The following is a 19273-nucleotide window of genomic DNA, read 5'->3' as shown; positions in this document are numbered from 1 at the left end:
CAAACTTATCGTGTTGATGATTCAGGTAAACTCGCATCAAGGCGAGCATGTTGTAGTTGGGTTTTGTTCATGATGGTCGTTATTTCACCGCTTTCAACCAGCTCACGCAGCCGTTTATCAAACCAATCGCGTAATTCGCGTCCGCGTGGGGTGTTGTGAAACATCACATGAATGGGCAACGCCTCGCGCAATTGATGTTTCACATAGTCGTTACCCGCCCAATCAGGGGCATTATCGTCAAACGTAACCACCGCACCAACTCGATGCATATCAAGCATGGCGAAACAGTCCAAAATACTATTGGCTAAATAGTAATTTAGCCCCTCGCGAAAGAAATTGTGGTAATCATAACCAGCAACAAAGCAAATTGGCCGCTTTAATGTGCCATCTAACATCGCATCAAGGTCGGCTTGCTGAAGCGCAAACGCTGAAACCGGGCTGTCGTAATCGAAATGCGTATACGACGCTACGCCATCTATCGACTCTTGCGTTCTTGTGCCGCCAACCAGCATGTCAAAGCGGTTTTCGTTAAAGCCAAGTACAGCGCGCTGATAACTGTTGGTATGTAGCTGCAACTCTTGTGTTACTGACGCAAAAATTTCTTGAATCAATTGCCAATAACGTCCTGTGCCATCGATGTGAGCGCGTTCTTCCATTAACCCAGCGGTTGCCGACAGCGCGGGGTACAACGGCGGCTCTGGAAACTCGGTACGTCTTTCGAATGACACCCCATGCTCCCTATATACAGTCACCACACGCCCTGATGCATGCATATCTTCAAGTACTTGGTTCAATGCGGGTACTAAGTGCGCGTGCTTCTCATGCAAGAAGTGATAGCCAATCAACGAGAGCATTGGGGTGACAATGAGATGCGGATTATCGTAATAGCCTAACTGCCGCGCTTCAAAATCATTGAGCATCACCGCTTTCACGCGATTATTCGTGAACATTAAGTTCAACTGCTGAATATCCAGCGCTTGAACGGTTGGGCCCTTAAATTGGTGTTCTTTAATAAGCCCGATAACAGTTTGCATGCCGCTAATAAAGGCTAGGTTTTCAATGTCATCAATAGCGCATAAGCCGCAATCACGACGATCAGCCACCAGCACAATCTCGAACGCGAACAAAGGGAATGGCACCTGCGTGAGATTTTGAAATTGTTTGTCGAGATCAGGTAACCGACCCAGCTCTCCAGCGATACGGCCAGCGTTTGCTTCAACTAAACTGCGATTGCGCGGCATCTCGACATAACGCAACGTGATGCCTAACTCAGCGTAGGCCTCTTCAAGTATCTGTTGCACGGCTGCGGTTACAGGGCCTTCGTCAGGCGCGCGGAAGGTTAGCGTGGTTTGTTCCGCGCGCAGGGGTGCGACTGTCGAAGCGACAATCAGTAACGCACATAGCATTCGCAGAAACATAGTCAAAACAACTTTCCTTTCATGGTCGTCTTTCGTGGTCGTAACGGATAGTTAAACCTTTAGCAGTATATCAGGTCGAAGCTTTTATGAAACTAGACTAAAATTGACCTTTACGTTGATTGCCGTTAGGTTGACCGCCTTCAGTTGTAGGAGTACACCATGAAATATTCAATAATCGCTGCCTTATGTGTTGTGGGGGGAGCGTTGTTTCCGCAAGCTGCATCTGCACAAGAAGCGGAGCGCGCCACCGGCCCTAATTATCAATTGTTTTTGATGGGTGATGAAATGGCACTGTGCTCAAGCATGGCGTGGACGCACTGCAATGACACCGATTGGCTGGATGGCACCACTATGCGCACCGATCGCTACATTAATTTAAGTGAAGCCTACACCACGCCACTGTTGCGCGATGAGTTGTGGCCAGTACACCGTCGTAAAACCCGTGATGACGTTAAAATGGCGCTGGAGATTTTATATGAGCGCATGCGTTCTGAAGTGGTGCCGGAGCGTAGCTTCCAAGAAGAATTTACCCGCCGGGCCACGCGTCATTTATATGACAGTTTGTCGGAACGTGAGTGGAACCTCATTATTGACCACCTTGAAATGCCGGCTCCGAAAGGTAAGCACGACACCGCGCGCATCAAGCTAACGAAAGTGGAAGCGAAGCGCCAAATTCTACAAGCCATGTTAGAACAGGCCGATAAAGTGCGCGCAAGTGATGATATGCCGCGCATTGCCATTGCCGCCGCTGGCGCGCGTGACCCAATTACCGCTGTCGAGCCATTTATTAGTGCATTTGAAAGCTTAGGTGCGCAAGTGCGCTGGTTACCAATTGATGCCGCTGTGAATGCAGCGCAGCGCACTGGCAAATGCGATGAGCTTGATGCGTTGCGTGAGCAAGAGCTTGGCACCTGGAAGCGCGCACGTGTATTCCCTGAGCAGCACAAGCAGCAAGTCGCGTTCTGTAAAGATGCGCTGCAAGGCCCGAAAATTGTCGACTGGGCGGATGCCGTTTTGATTGTTGGCAATGATCCGGGCTTAGTTCGCAAAGCGTTCTTGAACCCATTGAGTCAACCAACCGATTTAATGACCAGCATTTATCTGAAAATGCGCGCGAATAAGTTAGTGGTGGGTGCCACCAGTGATGCCATGAATGCGATGACTGCGCGCTCGATGGTGGCCAGTGGCACCAGCGCCGAAGCCTTGCGCGCCGGCGTTATTGCCGGTGAAGCGCCGCCGTTTGCTTGCAGCAAAGATGATTCGTGCCCACGAAATATGAATTCCGATAGTGTAACCTATCACCCGCTTGGTGGTGTCGGGCTGTTTAGTGTTGCGACACTTGATGGTCAGTTCTCAGATATGGGTCGTCATGGTCGCTTACTGCGCGTAGCGGCAACTACCAATACGCCAGTAGCAGTGGGTATCGATACTCGCACGGCGCTTGCGGTGAATGTGTTGAACGGCGCATTTGAAGTGCTTGGTGAGCGTGGCGTGTTCTTTGGTATTGGCGCCCAGCAAACCGAGAATGCGGTGGCTGCCACCTTCCATTATTTAGTGGCTGGCGCTCGTGGTCAGTTCACTGATGATGGCATCACGAATGTCCATTTTGCGAAAGGTGAAGAAGTGGTGCAAGAACCACCAACCACACGCTTCTTGAGTGATCGCGGCATGGTCGATTCATTACGCTTGCTCTGCCAAGAGCGTAATAGCTTCAATCTGATTGAGAAAGAATTTCGCTTAATGGTGGCTGGCGATGAATCCACCAAACGCGTGAAAGCCGGTGGCGAATGCCAAGTGACCGATGCTCGCATCGGCCTCTCTTGGCAACCCGAAACGTTCTAGCTCGGCGTGCAACGCCGGGCTACACCCCATACGCCGCCCGATACGCAGTGACTTTATCTAGGTACTGCGCTAAATCGGGCGAGTCTTTCAAATACTCAATCACATCATTCAGCTGCACAATGCTGATCACTTGCGCATTGTAATCGCGCTCAACTTCCTGAATAGCGCTTAGCTCGCCTTTGCCTTTCTCTTGGCGATCAAGCGCAATCAACACACCCGCTAACTCAGCGCCGTTGGCCTGCACAATTTCCATCGATTCACGAATAGCCGTGCCCGCCGTAATTACATCGTCCACCAGCATCACGCGACCATTGAGTGGTGAACCCACCAAGTTGCCGCCTTCGCCGTGGTCTTTCTTCTCTTTGCGGTTAAAGCAATACGGCACATCTTTCTGATACGTATCAAACAGCGCAATCGCCGCCGCTGTGGCAATTGGAATGCCCTTGTACGCTGGGCCAAACAACACATCAAACTCCACGCCGCTGTCTTGCAACGCCGCCGCATAAAACCGACCAAGGCGCGCCAAATCAGAACCCTGATTAAACAACCCCGCATTGAAGAAATACGGGCTCGTGCGGCCTGATTTCAAAGTAAACTCACCAAACTTCAACACGCCACGTTCAATGGCAAATTCGATAAAATCTTTTTGATATTGTTTCATACAAAGAGCCGTTGTTGGTTACTCGTTATTGGTTATTCGTTAAGCGAAAGATTACGCCAATGCCTGTTTCTGCAAATCCATCAATTCACGAATGGCATGCTTCGCTAAATCCAGCATCGCATTCATGTCTTCGCTGGAGAACGGTTCGCCCTCAGCGGTACCCTGAATTTCAATGAACTTGCCCGCTTCAGTCATCACCACGTTCATATCAGTTTCCGCTTTGGAATCTTCTGGGTAATCCAAATCCGCCACCGCATGGCCTTCATACATACCCACCGATACCGCAGCCACCAGACCTTTCAACGGATTCGTTTTGACGATGCCTTCTTTGCGCATCCAGTTCAGCGCATCCACCAACGCCACACAGGCACCAGTAATTGATGCGGTACGCGTACCGCCATCGGCCTGCAACACGTCGCAATCGATAGTGATGGTGTTCTCACCTAGCGCTGCCATATCCACGCAAGCACGCAATGAACGGCCAATTAAGCGCTGAATTTCAACTGTGCGGCCACCTTGCTTACCACGCGCAGCTTCGCGATCCATGCGCGAGTGCGTTGAACGCGGCAACATGCCGTATTCCGCCGTGACCCAACCTTGGCCCTTGCCCTTCAAAAAGCGCGGTACGCTTTTATCCACACTGGCTGTACACAACACCTTGGTATCACCAAACTCAATGAGCACCGAACCTTCGGCATGACGCGTAAAATTCCGGGTAATAGTCACCGGGCGGATCTGTTGGGCAGTACGACCACTTGGACGCATGGTTGGCTCCTGTTTTGTGCAAAATTATGGCTGGCGATTATATCAGATATGGATGTGAAATTCCGTTGCAAGATTAACCGGTTTTATTGCCCTGCTGTACGAGATTGAGATAGGTGATAAACTAACGGCAGATAAAGCTTACAAGGAATAGCAATGATTCAATCAATGACCGGCTACGCGCGCCATGAACTGAAAGCCGAGTGGGGCACAGCCACGTGGGAAATGCGCTCGGTAAACCAACGCTTCTTAGAAACCTACTTTCGCCTACCCGAGCAAATTCGTTCACTCGAAAATGGCTTACGCGACCGCTTACGCAAGCAACTGCAGCGCGGCAAAGTAGAATGCAACCTGCGTTTGCACATTGAGCAAAAAGCCGAAGGCGGTTTAAGTCTGAACGAAGACCTCGCTCGTAGCGTCATTTCATCGGCGAATTGGGTAGCCAACCAAAGCTCAAGTGCACAGCTGAACCCGTTAGACGTATTGCGTTGGCCTGGTGTTGTGGCGCAGCAAGAAGACGATATGGATGTGATTCAAGCCGACGTACTTGGCGCTTTTGAAGCCTGCATTGCTGAATTTATTGAAAACCGTGCTAGCGAAGGCAAGGCACTCGAGCGCATGATTGAAGAGCGCCTTGAAGGCATTTCAGAGCAAGTCAGCTTTGTGCGCGGCCGCATGCCAGAAGTACTGCAATGGCAGCGTGAGAAATTGCTTGCGCGCTTTGAAGAAGCTCGTGTGGAACTCGACCCAACGCGCCTTGAAGCGGAAATGGTGATGCTGGCGCAAAAAGTAGACGTAGCCGAAGAGCTCGACCGCCTGAACGCGCACGTTGTTGAAACCCGCAAAATTCTGCGTAAAGGCGGCGCCTGTGGCCGTCGTTTAGACTTCATGATGCAAGAATTCAACCGTGAAGCGAACACCTTGGGCTCGAAATCGATTAACGCTGACATTACTGCTTCTGCTGTGGAGTTGAAGGTGTTGATTGAGCAGATGCGTGAGCAGATCCAGAACATCGAGTAGCTAATTTCATTTATTTTGATTCCTAAAACGTCTTCATCGATGAGGGCGTTTTCGTTTCAATGCAGTTGAACTTACTTTGTTAACTAGCCTAACTAATCGAAAAGTAATTGAATAAATCTTAATTACTAGTCTAGTCCCCCGATTTTTAACAGTAGTTATTCGTATTGTCTCTCAGTTATAAATGAGTTAATTTCATATCATCAAAAATAAAGCTTGTTTCAAAACTATCATTTAATAAGTGGGGCAACGGAATGAACACTAATGTTATTGGTTATGAAGAAGTCTACAACTTGGACAAGGTTCGGCGTAATATAGATACCGAAGGATACTTCCTAGGCACGATCGCAAATATAGAAGAATTTTCTAAACTTGATGTAACTCGTCAAATTTCCTTGGAGTTGATATATGAAACTTTAATTGAGGAACAGTTAGATATTCTTCCTAAGTTAGTAAAAACGAGCTCCGGAATTACTGTCGCCAACCTCAGTCGCGAACTTCTTCATGAGCCTGTAGTCATTTTTCACAAGCAACCCGCTGTAGATAAAACATCCTCGAACATGCGATATGCGCTCCTCATCGCAAAAGTTTCTGCGATGATGGCTAAGATAGATGGCTCTATAAAATATCAGGAGCTTCAGCAAGTTCGAGATTCAATCCGAGGTTTGACTTTTCTAACCAGCTCAGAGAAAGACTTCGTTCTTATGAGGGCCCTCTACTGGCTTTTTAGCCGTTATAGCATTGAAGATTTAATTGAGGAAATAGAGAGTCTCAACAGCGTGGCGAAGTTGCAGATCGTGACTATTGCTAAAGATATTGCAATATCAGATGCCGAAATCGCAAAGAATGAAGTACAGATTCTACGAGAACTTTACAGATCTGCAGAAATACCGACAAAAAAAGTTGTTAGAGATTTAAAAGCACTCGCCAAGCATAAAAATATAGCTATTGCTGGGGCCAAAAGTAGATTGACAAATAGCGATATTATTGAGTTCGAAGTCGATGATTCATTAGACAAATTATTGGACGACTTCAGTGACTTCTAAACAATTTTCTGAAATTGATCTTCCTGAGACTTTATCGTCTGGGTATTCAGATCCAAACGAAGAGTTGTTTGTTCCTTTACTTTCGAATGCTAAAACATTTGATGTTGCTGTAGGATATTTTTCATCCGCTTGGTTACGAGATGTATGCGAAGCAATTTTAATGTTCGCATCAAATAACGGTAAGAGCAGATGGGTAATTTCACCACAACTTCAAAAAGAAGATGCTGAAGTCATAAGCACCGTGAAAGCTGAAGAAGACAGTGGCGTTACAAAGAAATTACTAGACGATCGGATTATAAGCGAGTTTTTAGAGTTAGATAAACCACTACAAACACGCCTCGCCACATTGATCAGATATGGAGTTTTAGAGTTCAAAATAGCGTTACCTAAGATTACATCCTCCGGAATGTTCCATGCGAAGATAGGGAATGCAACAGATTTTTTTGAGAACAGAATTGCATTCACAGGCTCTTACAACTTAACTGGTAACGCCAAGTCTAACTGGGAGCACATCGATGTTTTCAAGAGCTGGGTTTCAACTGAAAAACGTCGAATCAATATCAATTGTGAACGTTTTGAAAACTTATGGAAGAATATAGATCCAAGTTACAAAGTCCTCACACCCTCTTTGAACCTGATATCACAAATTTCGGAGAAAGCTAGTAGCTTGGAAAAACTGCAGAGTGAAATAACCCAAACCGCATCTCATATAACACTTCGTGACTATCAAATTGAAGCGATAGAAGCATGGGGTCAAGCTAGCGGTAAAGGCTTTTTGGTAATGGCAACCGGCTCAGGTAAAACTATTACAGCATTATCGATAGTTCAAAAGCTTATCAAACAACGCACATTGCCGGCAAAGCGCAAGTTATTTGTGTGCTTTATCCTTCCGCTGAAGCACCTTTTAGATCAATGGTTTGATGAAGCAAGTAACTTCGGATACTCTCCAATAAAATGTTATGAAAGTTCAGACGCATGGCGTAGTAAGCTTGCTGATGCTTTAGTTACTACTTCAGCCAAGCGCGAAGGTATTGTCATGGCTATGGTTACGAACAGTACTTTTATTTCGGATTACTTTCAGGCTTTGATCAAACCGATTACTGGAGATTTTCTAATTATCGCAGACGAAGCGCATAATCTTGGGGCTCCGACTTTCTCGTCTAAGTTGCCAGATAATGCGAATTTTCGACTAGCGTTAAGCGCGACTCCTGTAAGGCATAATGACGATGAAGGTACCGAATCACTTTTCAATTACTTTGGTAAAAGTGTTTATGAGTTTTCATTGGCAGATGCAATTCAAAAAAGTTTCTTGGTTCCTTATAGTTACACACCGCTTCTCTGTGAAATGACGGAACAGGAGTTTTATCTCTATCAGGAGCTTAGTGATGATATTGAGGAGCAGAAAAAAAACAGACGGCCAGGCCAACCTCGTACTCAGCTGCATGAAAAATTATTAAGACAGAGAAATGAACTAATATCGATGGTTGAAAGCAAACTTGACCTGTTGTCACAAGAAATTCAGCGTATGGAGTCAAAAACTCATACGTTAATTTATTGCGGAACACATCGTGACAGTGACGGGTTGCGCCATATAGACAAAGTTTTAAAGTTAGTTGGAAAGGAACTTAGACTGAAAGCTCGTAAATTTACAGCATCTGAGTCACTTGAAGATAGACAAGAAATACTGAGCTTATTCGCCTCCGGTGAACTGGAAGTTATAGCAGCGATAAAGTGTCTAGACGAGGGGGTAGATGTACCTGCCACCCAAAATGCTTTTATTCTCTCGTCAACCACGAATCCCAGAGAGTTTATACAGCGTCGGGGGCGTGTACTTCGAAAAGCACAAGGAAAGACACAAGCTGCAATATTTGACTTTATTGTTATTCCGCCTAAACATGCAGCAATTAGCCCTGAACTAGTTTCTCGTGAGGTTTTTAGAGGGCTGGAGTACAACTCATTAGCTATAAATGCTAAGGATAATGAAGACATGCTATTGGACCTAGCCAAACGACATGGAGTACATTTTGATGAATAGCGTTGATGAAATTATTCAAAGTCTTACCCCAGCAGAACAAAGAATTTTTCGTGAAGTTCTTGCACTAGAAAAGCAAAGTTTAGCTGATGCTGAATTAGAAAAGAATGAGAACAAGTATGACAGTATAGTAAATACAATAGTCGCGTGCATAAACCGGGGTATTGTTAATGAAAATTGATTCAATGCGGATTGAAAACTTCCGGCAGTTTTGGAAGCCAATAATTTTGGACTTTGCAACAAGCAACGACAAAAACGTAACCGTAATTCATGGAGCAAACGGCGCAGGAAAAACTAGTCTGCTTAACGCTTTTAAATGGTGTTTTTATGGTCAAACCGACTTTGACACCGAAAATGACTTCATTCTCAATGAAGCTGCCATTACTAATGCAAATGCAGGAGATTTAATTACTACTTCGGTACAAATAAAGTGTTCTGATGTTGGCAATCGATACGATATAACAAGAAAAAACAAGTATCTAAAGCGTTCAGACGGTACCGTTTCGTTAAAGGAATCTGATTTTTCTGTCGATGTTACTGACGAATCAGGGAAGACGGTGCGCTCAAAAATGCCAGGCTCCACAATTGAGTTGCTTATACCAAGAAATCTTCAGCCATATTTCTTTTTCAATGGTGAACGTATAGAAAAAATCGCAAATGTGAATGAAGGTGACAAGATAAAGCAAGCTATTCGATATTTAACTGGCCTAGAGCTAATAGAAAGAGCTCACAAACATGTCCAGAAAGCCGCACGTCAAATTCGAAAAGAAGGAAAGGACTTTAAGTCGGAGCTTCATCAAGACATATATGACGAAATAAACCTTAAAGAAGACGAGAAAACACGCATTTCGGATTCGATTCGGTCAACTAAACAAATTTTAGCTTCGACTCGCGAATCCATCGACGGGAAGAATAACGAGTTAAAAAAAATTGAAAAAGCAAAATCGTTAGCTGATAAACGAGAAGCTTTGAACCGCAACATTCGTGACCTTAAAAAGGAAATGGACGAGATAAACTCAGATCGCGCGAGCACGATTGACGCATATCGAGCCTCAATATTGTCTTCAAAAGTAATTAATGACTCCAAGCAAATAATTGAAGAAAATAGAAAGATCGGGCGCCTACCGTATAGGGTTCGAGATCAATTTATCAAAGACCTCATTGAGTCAGGTTACTGTATGTGCGGAAATCCTATAAGACCTAACTCTATTGAAGAAAATACATTGCAAGACGCTCTGAAAGACGCTGGAAGCGATGATGCGGAGGAGGTCTTTACTCGGCTGCAAGCTTTGATTAGTCATTTCGATAGCGATAATGATACTTATAAACAAAAACACGAAGTTTTCACAAATCGATATAATGAACGCTTGTTAAAGATCGAAAGCATCCAAGATGAAATCACAGAAATTAATTTAAAACTTCGAGAAATGGGTCAAGATGATGACCAGATTGCGAAATTAGAAAATGATATTAATGACTTAAACAAACAAGCGATTAATTTAGAAAAAGAACTGGCTCGGCACGATATTGAGCTCGAAACTATTGAAGCAAGTTTAAAGGAAAGAAAAGAGCAGTTTGAAGAGCTGGAAGACAAGAAAGAGAAACACACTTTGACTTCAGCAAGATACACTGCCGCACAAAACGTTGCTAATGCATTAAATTCTCTTAATGAGTTTTTAACAGATCGCATACGTTTAGACTTGTCTCAAAGAGTCAACAGAACGTTCCAAGCAATTATGCGAAAGCCTGTAGAAGCTATTATTGATGAAAACTATCATTTAAAGGTAGTTAAAACAGATATAGACGGGGCAACACAGGAAGCTAGAGAACAATCGACTGGCGAGAAGCAGGTTACCAGCCTATCATTTATTGCAAGCATAATTGAATTAGCTAAAGAGCAGATTAATAAAAAGAACACAAACTTTTTTACAGGAGGCATATATCCTTTAGTTATGGACTCACCTTTTGGGGCTTTGGACGATGACTATAGATTTAAAGTTGCACAAAGTGTTTCTAATCTAGCAGATCAAGTTATTATTTTTGTTTCTAACTCGCAATGGTCAGGCAATGTGAAACAGGCTTGTGAAGGCCGTATTGGTAAGTCCTACAAGCTGGTTTATCACACGTCATCTATTAAAGACAATAAGCTAACGGAACGAGGTTACTTAGCTGCTTCTGATACTGGATTTGATTACTCGTCTATAGATGAGGTAAAAATAAATGCCTAATAACGAGAAAAGAGAAGATATTAGAGTTCGTCGCCCAGAAGAGCATAGTAAACTATTAACTATATTGAAAGATGAAAATATTTTTTCTTCTTTCAAGAATATCTTAGTTTTTGCAGCTTCATTAGGCTATAAAAAGCAAATACGCTTACCTTTCGATAAAAGTGGTGAACGTATAATGTTAAGAATATTCGATGAAAATATTGATATTCCTTTCATTCATTGTCTAGCGCTAGCTGAAACTAAGGATACAAACATATTGAAGAAAGAACATTTCTCCAATGCTATTCTTATTTTTGAAGAATATGCCAATGGTGGACTGTCAGTCATTTCTGAATATATCAAAGATGGTACGAATGCACTTCAGTCGATTGAGCTATTGATAAATTCGGAATTAAATGACGAGCTGAATAATGATACAAACCTAAACCCTTTCAGTTGGGCTAAATAAAATAATAATGCCGAGCGAATTTTCTAGCTCGGCATTGTTAGAACTAAAGAACTCCATCATAGAAGTATACTTTGACAAAAATCAGCTAACGTCTTTTGATTTCTCAGCGAGGAAATTCCATGTTCTACATGAGCAGCCCAAGCTACTTGCAAATGCTTTTCATCTAACTCTTGGTAGTTTAATCGTAGTAGCAGTTCAGTGATTTGCTGAGTTTTTCCTAACCAGGTGACCTTATCTAAAGTCAACGTACCATCTAGTTTGTAACTGATGCTAGGATCAAACCTATATCCACTTTCAATTGACTTAAAAAAGGCAATACGTGCCGATATATTCGGAGTTATACCAGTTTGCGATTTTAGTCTTTTTAACTGTTCTTCGACCACCTTCGATAACTGCATTCTGTTGGGTAACATTACACGACCTCCATGTAATTATCTTTCCAGAAGTATCCTTCAAATATTCTTGAATTTCGCAATTTACCATCGAATTTAATTTCATACGAATGAGAAACATACTCTTCAAGCATTGAATAAAAACCTTTATCGACTTCCGTATCAGTAGACAGCAAAATGACCTGATCACTTGCTTCTGGGAAATAACGAGTTATAAGCTTATCTCGGTGTTTGGAATCTAAACGTCCAAGCGGGGTATCAACTACAAGAGGTAATACCTTTCCTGATAATTTTCCTAAAGCCTCGAGAATTGCGAATGCGAAAATTTGTTTCTCCCCAGCAGAAAGAGATTTTCTATTAATTTCAGTACCATCCTGATCAATGAGTGAAACGTCAAAATTTTCAGGGTTAATTTTTGCTGCTAACTTCAATTCATCCTTTCTAGCAAGCTTTCGATAAGATATTACGAATAATTCTTCCAATTGACTAACACGTAACTTTGTTAGTCGTCGGGCGAACTGTGTTAATGCAGATTGTGCAGAGCTTACGCGCTTAATAGCTTTAACTATCGTTACTTGATTTTTTTGCTGACTTATTAATTTTTCAAGACGTCGAGAAAGCTCGAGCGTCTTCATCATTCGAGATTGCGCCTCTTTCAAATGAGCAAGATAATTATCTCGTTTTTCAATAATCTTCTTATCTAATTCCCGTAATTCAGCAAATATCTCTCCCAATTCTTCTTCGTCTGGGGCACGAGAAATGTTGGTCGACAGCGATGCTAATTCCGACTGGGAAAACTCTAGCTTTCTTAGGCTTTCGACTAATTTGGCCTTCGAGTTAAGAGATGCTTCATTTCCATTAAGTAAACGATAAAAATCTGTGTCAGAAATGTCGAGAACAACGCTCCCATCTTGGCGGCTTGAACTTAATAACTCTGCATGGTCCAGAATTAATTTCTCTAAGTTGGCAGCGTCAGCGTTGATTTCTTTGGCAAGGACCCGAGACAACTTAGGTACTAACTTGGTCAATTGCTCCAAAAAGCCGTTCTCCTGCTTCTTGGATTTTTCTTTGTGTAATTGTTCGAAAAGCGACTTAACTGCGTTTGGTGCTAAAGCTAATGGGAAGTAATCATCGAGCTCATTTAATATGACGCCACTTATTTGATGTTCATCTCTAATTAATTGATCTGCTCGTGCCTTTTCGTCTTTTTTTGTTTTGGCCCAGGCGCCGCCCCGTTCTTGCAATTTATTTTCAAGGTGAGAAGCCAACTTTCGCAGTTCGAACAACTGTGGACGAATTTCTTCAGCTTTTTGGCGGGAACGCGTCGCTAATTGGTATAGCAGATCTTTTTCTGCCTCTAGAGCTGTTATTTGCTTAACTGACTCATTATCCGATGAGTCCTTTGTTACCTGTTTAAGGTAGATTTCCAAATCTTCTCTCAAGCGATTTACCACATCAATACCGAGTAACTTTTGCACTGCGTCCTTTAAGTAGTGACCAGTGTCATCTTCCGCAAGCTCTGCAATTTTTTCTCCATCAAAAAAGAAGAGATCCCCAATACCCGTTGGAACTAGATCTGAGAGTATTGCCTGAGTTTGTTCGATGTTTAGAGTGTCTAAAATTTCGTCATTTAGCTTTAGTTTCAGAGACTCGGTTCCTTCTGAGTTCCATCCTCTATTCACTACAAAAGTATTATGCTTTCCTTTGTGAGTATGCGTGAACTCTAACTCAATCGATGCTCTAGCGTTTTTCTGCGAACTTAAAGCTTCTTTGTTTATTTGTTCGATTAAAAATTTGATGTACTCTTTCTGGCTAATTGCGGTACCTAACGCTTTTCGTCCCATTAGAATAAGTCGAATGGCTGTTAAAATGCTCGTTTTCCCAGCGCCATTCAATCCACCAAATAAAACTATTGGCTTACCGACAAGTCCATGTTTTTTAGGAGCCAAATCAATGTCATGTAACCCCTTAAAAACCCTAAAATTGTTTAATGTTAGAGTTTTGAAAATCATATTTTTGTCTCTTTCTCTATTGAAGCGTTTAGCATATTTAGTTCTTCTGTTAGGAGTTCAACTTCCCGAGATTGATTAATCTGACGCTGACGATTGTCTTTGTGCTCCAGAATAATAGACTCGGCGGATCCCCAATCCTGTTGAATAAGACGACCGATTTTATTAAAAATCCCGACTCTTCGAGTTAAACCGCTCATGGATATTTCTAGATCGATTAATTTTTTCAGCATCTGCGGTGAGACATTAAAATTTGGAGCAACTTCGTCGAGAAGAGCTGACTCCTGATGTGTAAACTGGTTTGTATCATCTACTGACCAATCAAGATCATATCCAAATACTTCTTTAAAAATTTTAGGTAACTCATCGTTCCAGTCCGGGTCGTTAGGATCATTTAACCACTCATGCCGAATAGCGTGCAGCTCTGGTACTGTGATCAGTTCCAAGTCTTTTTGCACAAGCGCTAATTTTTTTTGCATCCGAAGAAGAATCTTTAAAGCCAACTTCCGGTACTTCAACAAGTAGGGACCAGTTGTGTAGTCATTAGTTAAAATTTTATCACCATCTTCTCGCAGAGTTTTGAATGCTAATCGACCATCACGTCTTATATGACTTCGATATTTTTTCTTAAGTTTCGGTGATGTGCTGCGAGATAAAATATTTCTAAATTTTAGCAATGGCAGCATCCAGTCTTCGCCATTCTGAACGAGACTCTCCATAGCTCTGTCTTTTGTAACTACTGTGCAAGTCCAGCACCCAAAACGAGAGTTGCCGCATGAGGGAGTGGTTTCGTCAATAACCATGGGACATTCACCCTGTCCCGAGGAGTCCTTATAAAGATTCCATAAAATTAGATTCTTCCCACCCCACGGGTTTTCCCACTCAAGATCATACTTGTCATGCCATTTATTCTTCGTTCCGTAAGGTGTCTCTTGTGTTTCTAAATGGCAGAGACGTAAGATTTTCCAAACATCATCAACGCCCCATGTGTCGATAGGAGTGTAAATAAAAGCATTCGAAAGCGTTGTGTGTTTAGCCAAATCTGAACCAGATATTTTGTGCTTAGCTATGACTTGAGCTCGCGAAGCGCTCTCCTGTGAGCGAGAGCCTAGCACGACAATCACTTCATCAAATTGACTAACCTTATCAGTTATGAAAGAACTGACTGGGTCAATTTTCATTCGCTCTGTACACCAACGGAACTGGCGAGTTGGAGCTGGATATCCCTTACCAAGAAGGTTCGCCCAAAAAGTTTCATTGGTTTTCGGCACTACTTTGTGGGACGTAATTGGCAATTTGTCCCGCTGGGCCCCCTTTTGAATAGCATCAAGAGAGTTATTTACGTGATTTACGACTATAGGTGTCTCTACCAATGTGTCCGACGCCACAACAAATACGTGTTTATGTCTTTGTTGTGGCTCCAATCCCAGTAAAGCTAGATAAACGATTACCATTACCGCAGAAGAATCTTTTCCGCCACTATATCCAATTACCCAAGGACGTTTATCTTGTAAGTAAACTCTTTGTACATTTGCGATATGTTCCGACAGCAATTTGTCGGCAAATTTTTCTTGCTCGATAAATTCGATGTACTCATCTAAATCAAATTGACTAAAATTCGTCATCATTTTAACAACTCAGTTTCTTTAGTGATCTCATCTTCAGTAATCTGAAGCCCCAATTGCCGCTTAATCTCCAGTGACGTCAAGAATATGTTGGAACTGGCTTTGGATAACTTTCCATGCATCATTGCTCGCTTTATCCATTCATAGTTAGAGCGTCGCCAGTCGATACTTTGAAGTTTGGTCAATATAGCTTTTCGTTCCTTTTCAGCTAAGGGAATAAGCTGGCTACCTACATTTGCGAGTGCTTGCAGCGCAATACCGTGTGCTGTTAAATATTCTTGTCTAAACTCGCTAACCGACAGTTTCTTCTCTTGTACTAATTTCCACTCAGGCATGTTTTCATTAATCTCGTTCCAAAACTGCAAAGCCATAGCTTTTTCCTCTTCACTGATCTCGTCCTTTGGGCCTTTTTGAAGGAGAGCTCGTGTCGCATGCTTTATAGCGCTCAATGCAAAAATCTTATTGCTTTTAACCGGTATACTGCTTTTTTCCATCTCGGTAAAACCGACGAATGGAGTTGCATTATTTGCAAGATACTTTGCGATACGCGCCCCAGGATCACGCATATCATATAGAGTAGACAACGAAGTGGATGGTCGGATCGCATGCTGGTTTAGATCAGCAAACATTTGCTGACTTCTTCGCAAGCCTTCATCTATATAAAAAACAATAGCTATATTGTCTTGACCGAGCTCTGGACGAAGCTTGATAGCTTCCTCGATAGCGGCTCTGCGATGCTGCCCATCATTTATTAAAATACTAGCATTCATTGATACCCGCAGCATGCCCATATTGGGGGCGTTTTCATGTTCTATGAATGTTACTTCGTTTCCTACTGAGGCCGTCAAAGCTGAAAAAACATAATCATCTGGATTATCAACCAAGTATCGACACATCTCCGGAATTCTAGTTTTATTTAAAGTCCGTTGTGCCCGTAATTCTGGTGGCACTTCTTCTTCATCGTAGATGAAAATTTTGGGGATTATTCTAAGTGGACAAGTCGCGATATAAAACGGGCGGCCAGCTTGCACACCCCTCACGGCTGGAAAAGAGTAGCAAAAATCGTTATCAATCTGGTTCATTTTCAAATCCATCTGTAAGTTTACGTTAAAATTTTACGTAACAAATTCCGTTTGTAAACAAAAAAATAAAAATTTACGTGAAAATTTAAAATCCATTTTGGTGGAGTAGTTATTTTATTGTGCCCATTACTATAGAATATTACGAACTATGATCAGAAGTATTTACTATTATTTGTGTAGCTAGCTTAAACTCTGTCTTGTAGTCATGTAAATTTCTAGACTACAGTGAAAAAGAGCATTTCCCATGTAAAAACTGTATAATTTCTCACTGTGTAGGAGTGAATAATTTCCTTCAGTCAAAATGAAGGGCATCAAAGCCTTGCGGTCAAAAAATCAAGCGTAGCACGCATGGCCGCACTCAAATGCTGCCGATGGCGATAAACCGCATGCACCGGCGTTGGTGTCGGTAAATAGTCTTCCAATAGTGGCACCAACTGCCCGTTGGCGAGCTGCTCAGTCACCTGATACCGAGGTAAATACGCAATGCCGAGTGATGCCAACAATCCTTGCTTCAGCGCTGCGTTGTTGTTGGCGTTCATCGGCCCCTTCACGCGCACGGTTATTTCTTGATTGTTCTCGAGGAACGTCCAGCGCCTATCCACCACATGCGAGCTGTGACTCAAACAGGGAAAGTTTGTTAGTTCTTGCGGGTGTGCTGGCGCGCCATGCTTTTCTAAAAATTCTGGCGTAGCGACCACCACCAACGGTAAGTCATTTAAACGCTTGGCAATCAACGAAGAGCTCTCCAGTCGACCACAGCGAATCGCAATATCCACCTGTTGTGTGACGAGATCGACGCGTTTGTCGTCAAGCAATAGGTCGATGTTGATATCAGGGTATTGCTGAAGGAGCTCAGGAATTAATGGGGCGATTTGTACACTGCCAAAGGTTACCGGCGCGGTGATGCGAATTAAGCCGCTTGGTGTATTGCGGAAGCTTCCCAAGTGCTGCTCGGCGGCTTCAACCTGGCTCATCATTTCACGGCAGTATTCGTAAAACGCGCGGCCTTCAATAGTCACTGCCATGGTTCGTGTGGTGCGTTGCAAGAGTCTTAAATTCAGCTCCTGCTCAAGTTTCTTAATCGCTTTACTCACAGCACCTTTGGAAATGCCAAGGCGCTCAGCTGCGGCAGTAAACGATTGTTGCTCAACTACGGTGGCGTAAATGGCCATATCGGCTAAGCGGTTCAGCATGAGAAGTCCCTTTAACTATCTATTGTTTCCTAAAAGAAACAACGAATTTAATTTCTGCTATCTAATCATTTATTTTGGAAACAGTATACTCCTTACATCGAATACAACCTAACGTTTTGGAGTGTCAGCCATGAAAACCTATTCACTTATTGTTCGTCAGTTATCTGAAAGCATCCACTATATTCAAGACCAACTTCGTTTGCCGTTGGTGTCACAAAGCGCAGCCTGTGCTGAGTTCGAATTAGCCGATGATTCGCGCTTAGCGGTTTACTCATCGTCGGTAGCGAATGTTGCTAGCCGACCAGCATCATGTTTGCCATTAAGTAAGCGTTTACTTTCAGCATTGGAACGCAATGGCGGTTTGTTCAGTCGTCAATTCGGAATGAGTGCCGCACGCGATTGTGAATTACCAGTTCGTTTGCGGGTGCCTGGTCATTCTGATGTGGTGTTATGCCGAGAGTGCGTCACTGAGCCAAAAACTGAAAATAGCTCGCATTCATCTTTCTGGTCAGGATTGACCAAAGTGTTTGCTGACCTAGCAAACCATCATGGTTATCGGATGTAACGTGAACGAAGCAATGAGCCGATTCACTTCAGTTTTCGGCTCATTGTGTGAGCCGAATAATAGTGATTCATTCACTTCGCTCTCGTTGATACAAAAACTTACACACTAAAATTGAGCATTCGCACCAACCTCCCTATGATGGTTAAAACAACATCAATAAAAAGGTGACGCATGCATCACACTAACGAACTTCAAGTAAAACTCTACGAAGGCCTTGTGCTGCTGTCCTTGCACGACGAAAAGGGTACGTCAGAAGGTTGGTACATTGAGTACACAGTGGCGGCGGCCGTGCTGGCTGAGTTGTTGTTAGCCAAACGTATTCAGGTGAACGCTGACAATAAAGACAAAATTGAGGTGCTTGATGCTTCGCCAACGGGTGACCAAGTTATGGATGAAGTGCTGCAGAAAATTGCAGACAAGAAGCGTCCGGATACCCTGAAAAACTGGGTTATGTCCATCGCCAACATTTCCAAATTGAAGCACAAAGTTGCTGAGCAATTGGTGGCTGATGGCATTATCAAAAGCGATGAAAAGAAAGTGCTGTGGATTTTTACCCAGAAAATCTATCCCGAAGTGAACCCTGAACCCGAACGTCATTTACGTCACGAGATGCGCCGGTTGGTGCTGGATAAGCCATTAGAAATTGACCCACGCGTAGCGCTGATGGTGGCGCTCGCGAAAAGTGCCTACCTACTCAAAGATGTTTTTAGTAAAGAAGAGCTGAAAACCCACAAAAAGCGCATTGAACAAATTGCTAAGGGCGAAGAACTCGGCGCTCTAACGCAAGATGTGATTGATGCGGTGCAAGCCGCGGTAATGGTTGCCGTCATGTTACCCGCGATGCTCGCTGCAACAACCGCTTCAACATCAAGTTCCAGCGGCTGTTAACACCTTGCCGCAGAGTGGCGGCGATTCACCCCAAGCGCTGGCGCGTAAATAGACCGCCTAGTCAG

General features: G+C 43.4%; 17 protein-coding genes. 9 read left to right on the top strand and 8 right to left on the bottom strand.

Annotated elements, in window-relative coordinates:
- Positions 1-5 precede the first annotated feature (5 nt).
- Positions 6-1424, bottom strand: a complete 1419-nt coding sequence (locus tag D3795_RS07785) for a transporter substrate-binding domain-containing protein (protein WP_156267648.1) — start codon at positions 1422-1424, stop codon at positions 6-8.
- 153 nt (positions 1425-1577) lie between these two features.
- On the opposite strand from D3795_RS07785, the gene D3795_RS07780 reads away from it, so the two are divergent.
- Complete coding sequence (locus tag D3795_RS07780) at positions 1578-3260, top strand: type 1 glutamine amidotransferase family protein (protein ID WP_156267646.1); 1683 nt, start codon at positions 1578-1580, stop codon at positions 3258-3260.
- Positions 3261-3279: 19 nt separating this feature from the next.
- Here the strand turns inward: D3795_RS07780 and pyrE are convergent, their stop codons facing one another.
- Together pyrE and rph are read right to left on the bottom strand one after the other, a co-directional pair.
- Positions 3280-3921 (bottom strand): orotate phosphoribosyltransferase, encoded by a 642-nt coding sequence (gene pyrE, locus D3795_RS07775; RefSeq protein ID WP_156267644.1) that lies wholly within the window; start codon positions 3919-3921, stop codon positions 3280-3282.
- Between the two features lie 51 nt (positions 3922-3972).
- Positions 3973-4686, bottom strand: coding sequence for a ribonuclease PH (gene rph, locus D3795_RS07770; RefSeq protein WP_156267642.1), 714 nt, complete (start codon positions 4684-4686; stop codon positions 3973-3975).
- A gap of 153 nt (positions 4687-4839) precedes the next feature.
- On the opposite strand from rph, the gene D3795_RS07765 reads away from it, so the two are divergent.
- From D3795_RS07765 to D3795_RS07740, 6 genes are all read left to right on the top strand, one after another.
- The gene (locus D3795_RS07765; RefSeq protein WP_126760054.1) at positions 4840-5703 is read left to right on the top strand and encodes a YicC/YloC family endoribonuclease; all 864 of its coding nucleotides are present in this window, start codon (positions 4840-4842) and stop codon (positions 5701-5703) included.
- 251 nt (positions 5704-5954) lie between these two features.
- A complete protein-coding gene (locus D3795_RS07760) occupies positions 5955-6746 on the top strand; it encodes a tellurite resistance TerB family protein (protein ID WP_156267640.1) in 792 nt (263 codons plus the stop codon).
- Positions 6736-8781: a DEAD/DEAH box helicase family protein gene (locus tag D3795_RS07755; protein WP_156267638.1), complete on the top strand. Its 2046-nt coding sequence runs from the start codon at positions 6736-6738 to the stop codon at positions 8779-8781. The genes D3795_RS07760 and D3795_RS07755 overlap by 11 nt, the downstream gene beginning before the upstream one ends.
- Positions 8774-8959 (top strand): hypothetical protein, encoded by a 186-nt coding sequence (locus D3795_RS07750; RefSeq protein WP_156267636.1) that lies wholly within the window; start codon positions 8774-8776, stop codon positions 8957-8959. The genes D3795_RS07755 and D3795_RS07750 overlap by 8 nt, the downstream gene beginning before the upstream one ends.
- Complete coding sequence (locus D3795_RS07745; protein ID WP_156267634.1) at positions 8949-11006, top strand: AAA family ATPase; 2058 nt, start codon at positions 8949-8951, stop codon at positions 11004-11006. The genes D3795_RS07750 and D3795_RS07745 overlap by 11 nt, the downstream gene beginning before the upstream one ends.
- Positions 10999-11454 carry a DNA phosphorothioation-associated protein 4 gene (locus tag D3795_RS07740; protein ID WP_156267632.1) on the top strand — a complete coding sequence of 152 codons (456 nt, stop codon included), beginning with the start codon at positions 10999-11001 and terminating at the stop codon, positions 11452-11454. The genes D3795_RS07745 and D3795_RS07740 overlap by 8 nt, the downstream gene beginning before the upstream one ends.
- Positions 11455-11510: 56 nt before the next feature.
- Here D3795_RS07740 and dndE read toward each other — a convergent pair whose 3' ends face one another.
- The 5 genes from dndE to D3795_RS07715 form a co-directional block, all read right to left on the bottom strand.
- Positions 11511-11852, bottom strand: coding sequence for a DNA sulfur modification protein DndE (dndE, locus tag D3795_RS07735; RefSeq protein WP_375294528.1), 342 nt, complete (start codon positions 11850-11852; stop codon positions 11511-11513).
- 14 nt (positions 11853-11866) lie between these two features.
- Positions 11867-13858 carry a DNA sulfur modification protein DndD gene (gene dndD, locus D3795_RS07730; protein WP_156267628.1) on the bottom strand — a complete coding sequence of 664 codons (1992 nt, stop codon included), beginning with the start codon at positions 13856-13858 and terminating at the stop codon, positions 11867-11869.
- Complete coding sequence (locus D3795_RS07725; RefSeq protein WP_310942435.1) at positions 13855-15483, bottom strand: DNA phosphorothioation system sulfurtransferase DndC; 1629 nt, start codon at positions 15481-15483, stop codon at positions 13855-13857. The genes dndD and D3795_RS07725 overlap by 4 nt, the downstream gene beginning before the upstream one ends.
- Positions 15480-16562: a DNA sulfur modification protein DndB gene (dndB, locus tag D3795_RS07720; RefSeq protein WP_156267626.1), complete on the bottom strand. Its 1083-nt coding sequence runs from the start codon at positions 16560-16562 to the stop codon at positions 15480-15482. The genes D3795_RS07725 and dndB overlap by 4 nt, the downstream gene beginning before the upstream one ends.
- A gap of 311 nt (positions 16563-16873) precedes the next feature.
- On the bottom strand, positions 16874-17755 hold the full coding sequence (locus D3795_RS07715) for a LysR family transcriptional regulator (protein WP_156267624.1): 882 nt from the start codon (positions 17753-17755) through the stop codon (positions 16874-16876).
- 130 nt (positions 17756-17885) lie between these two features.
- On the opposite strand from D3795_RS07715, the gene D3795_RS07710 reads away from it, so the two are divergent.
- Positions 17886-18320, top strand: a complete 435-nt coding sequence (locus tag D3795_RS07710; protein WP_156267622.1) for a hypothetical protein — start codon at positions 17886-17888, stop codon at positions 18318-18320.
- Positions 18321-18491: 171 nt separating this feature from the next.
- Positions 18492-19208, top strand: coding sequence for a GOLPH3/VPS74 family protein (locus tag D3795_RS07705; RefSeq protein WP_156267620.1), 717 nt, complete (start codon positions 18492-18494; stop codon positions 19206-19208).
- Positions 19209-19273: the final 65 nt, after the last annotated feature.

Origin of the sequence: Pseudidiomarina andamanensis (assembly GCF_009734345.1) — a bacterium.
GTDB classification, from domain to species: domain Bacteria; phylum Pseudomonadota; class Gammaproteobacteria; order Enterobacterales; family Alteromonadaceae; genus Pseudidiomarina; species Pseudidiomarina andamanensis.
The sequence above is the reverse complement of the archived record's forward strand: the minus strand, read 5'-3'. Positions and strand labels throughout refer to the sequence as shown.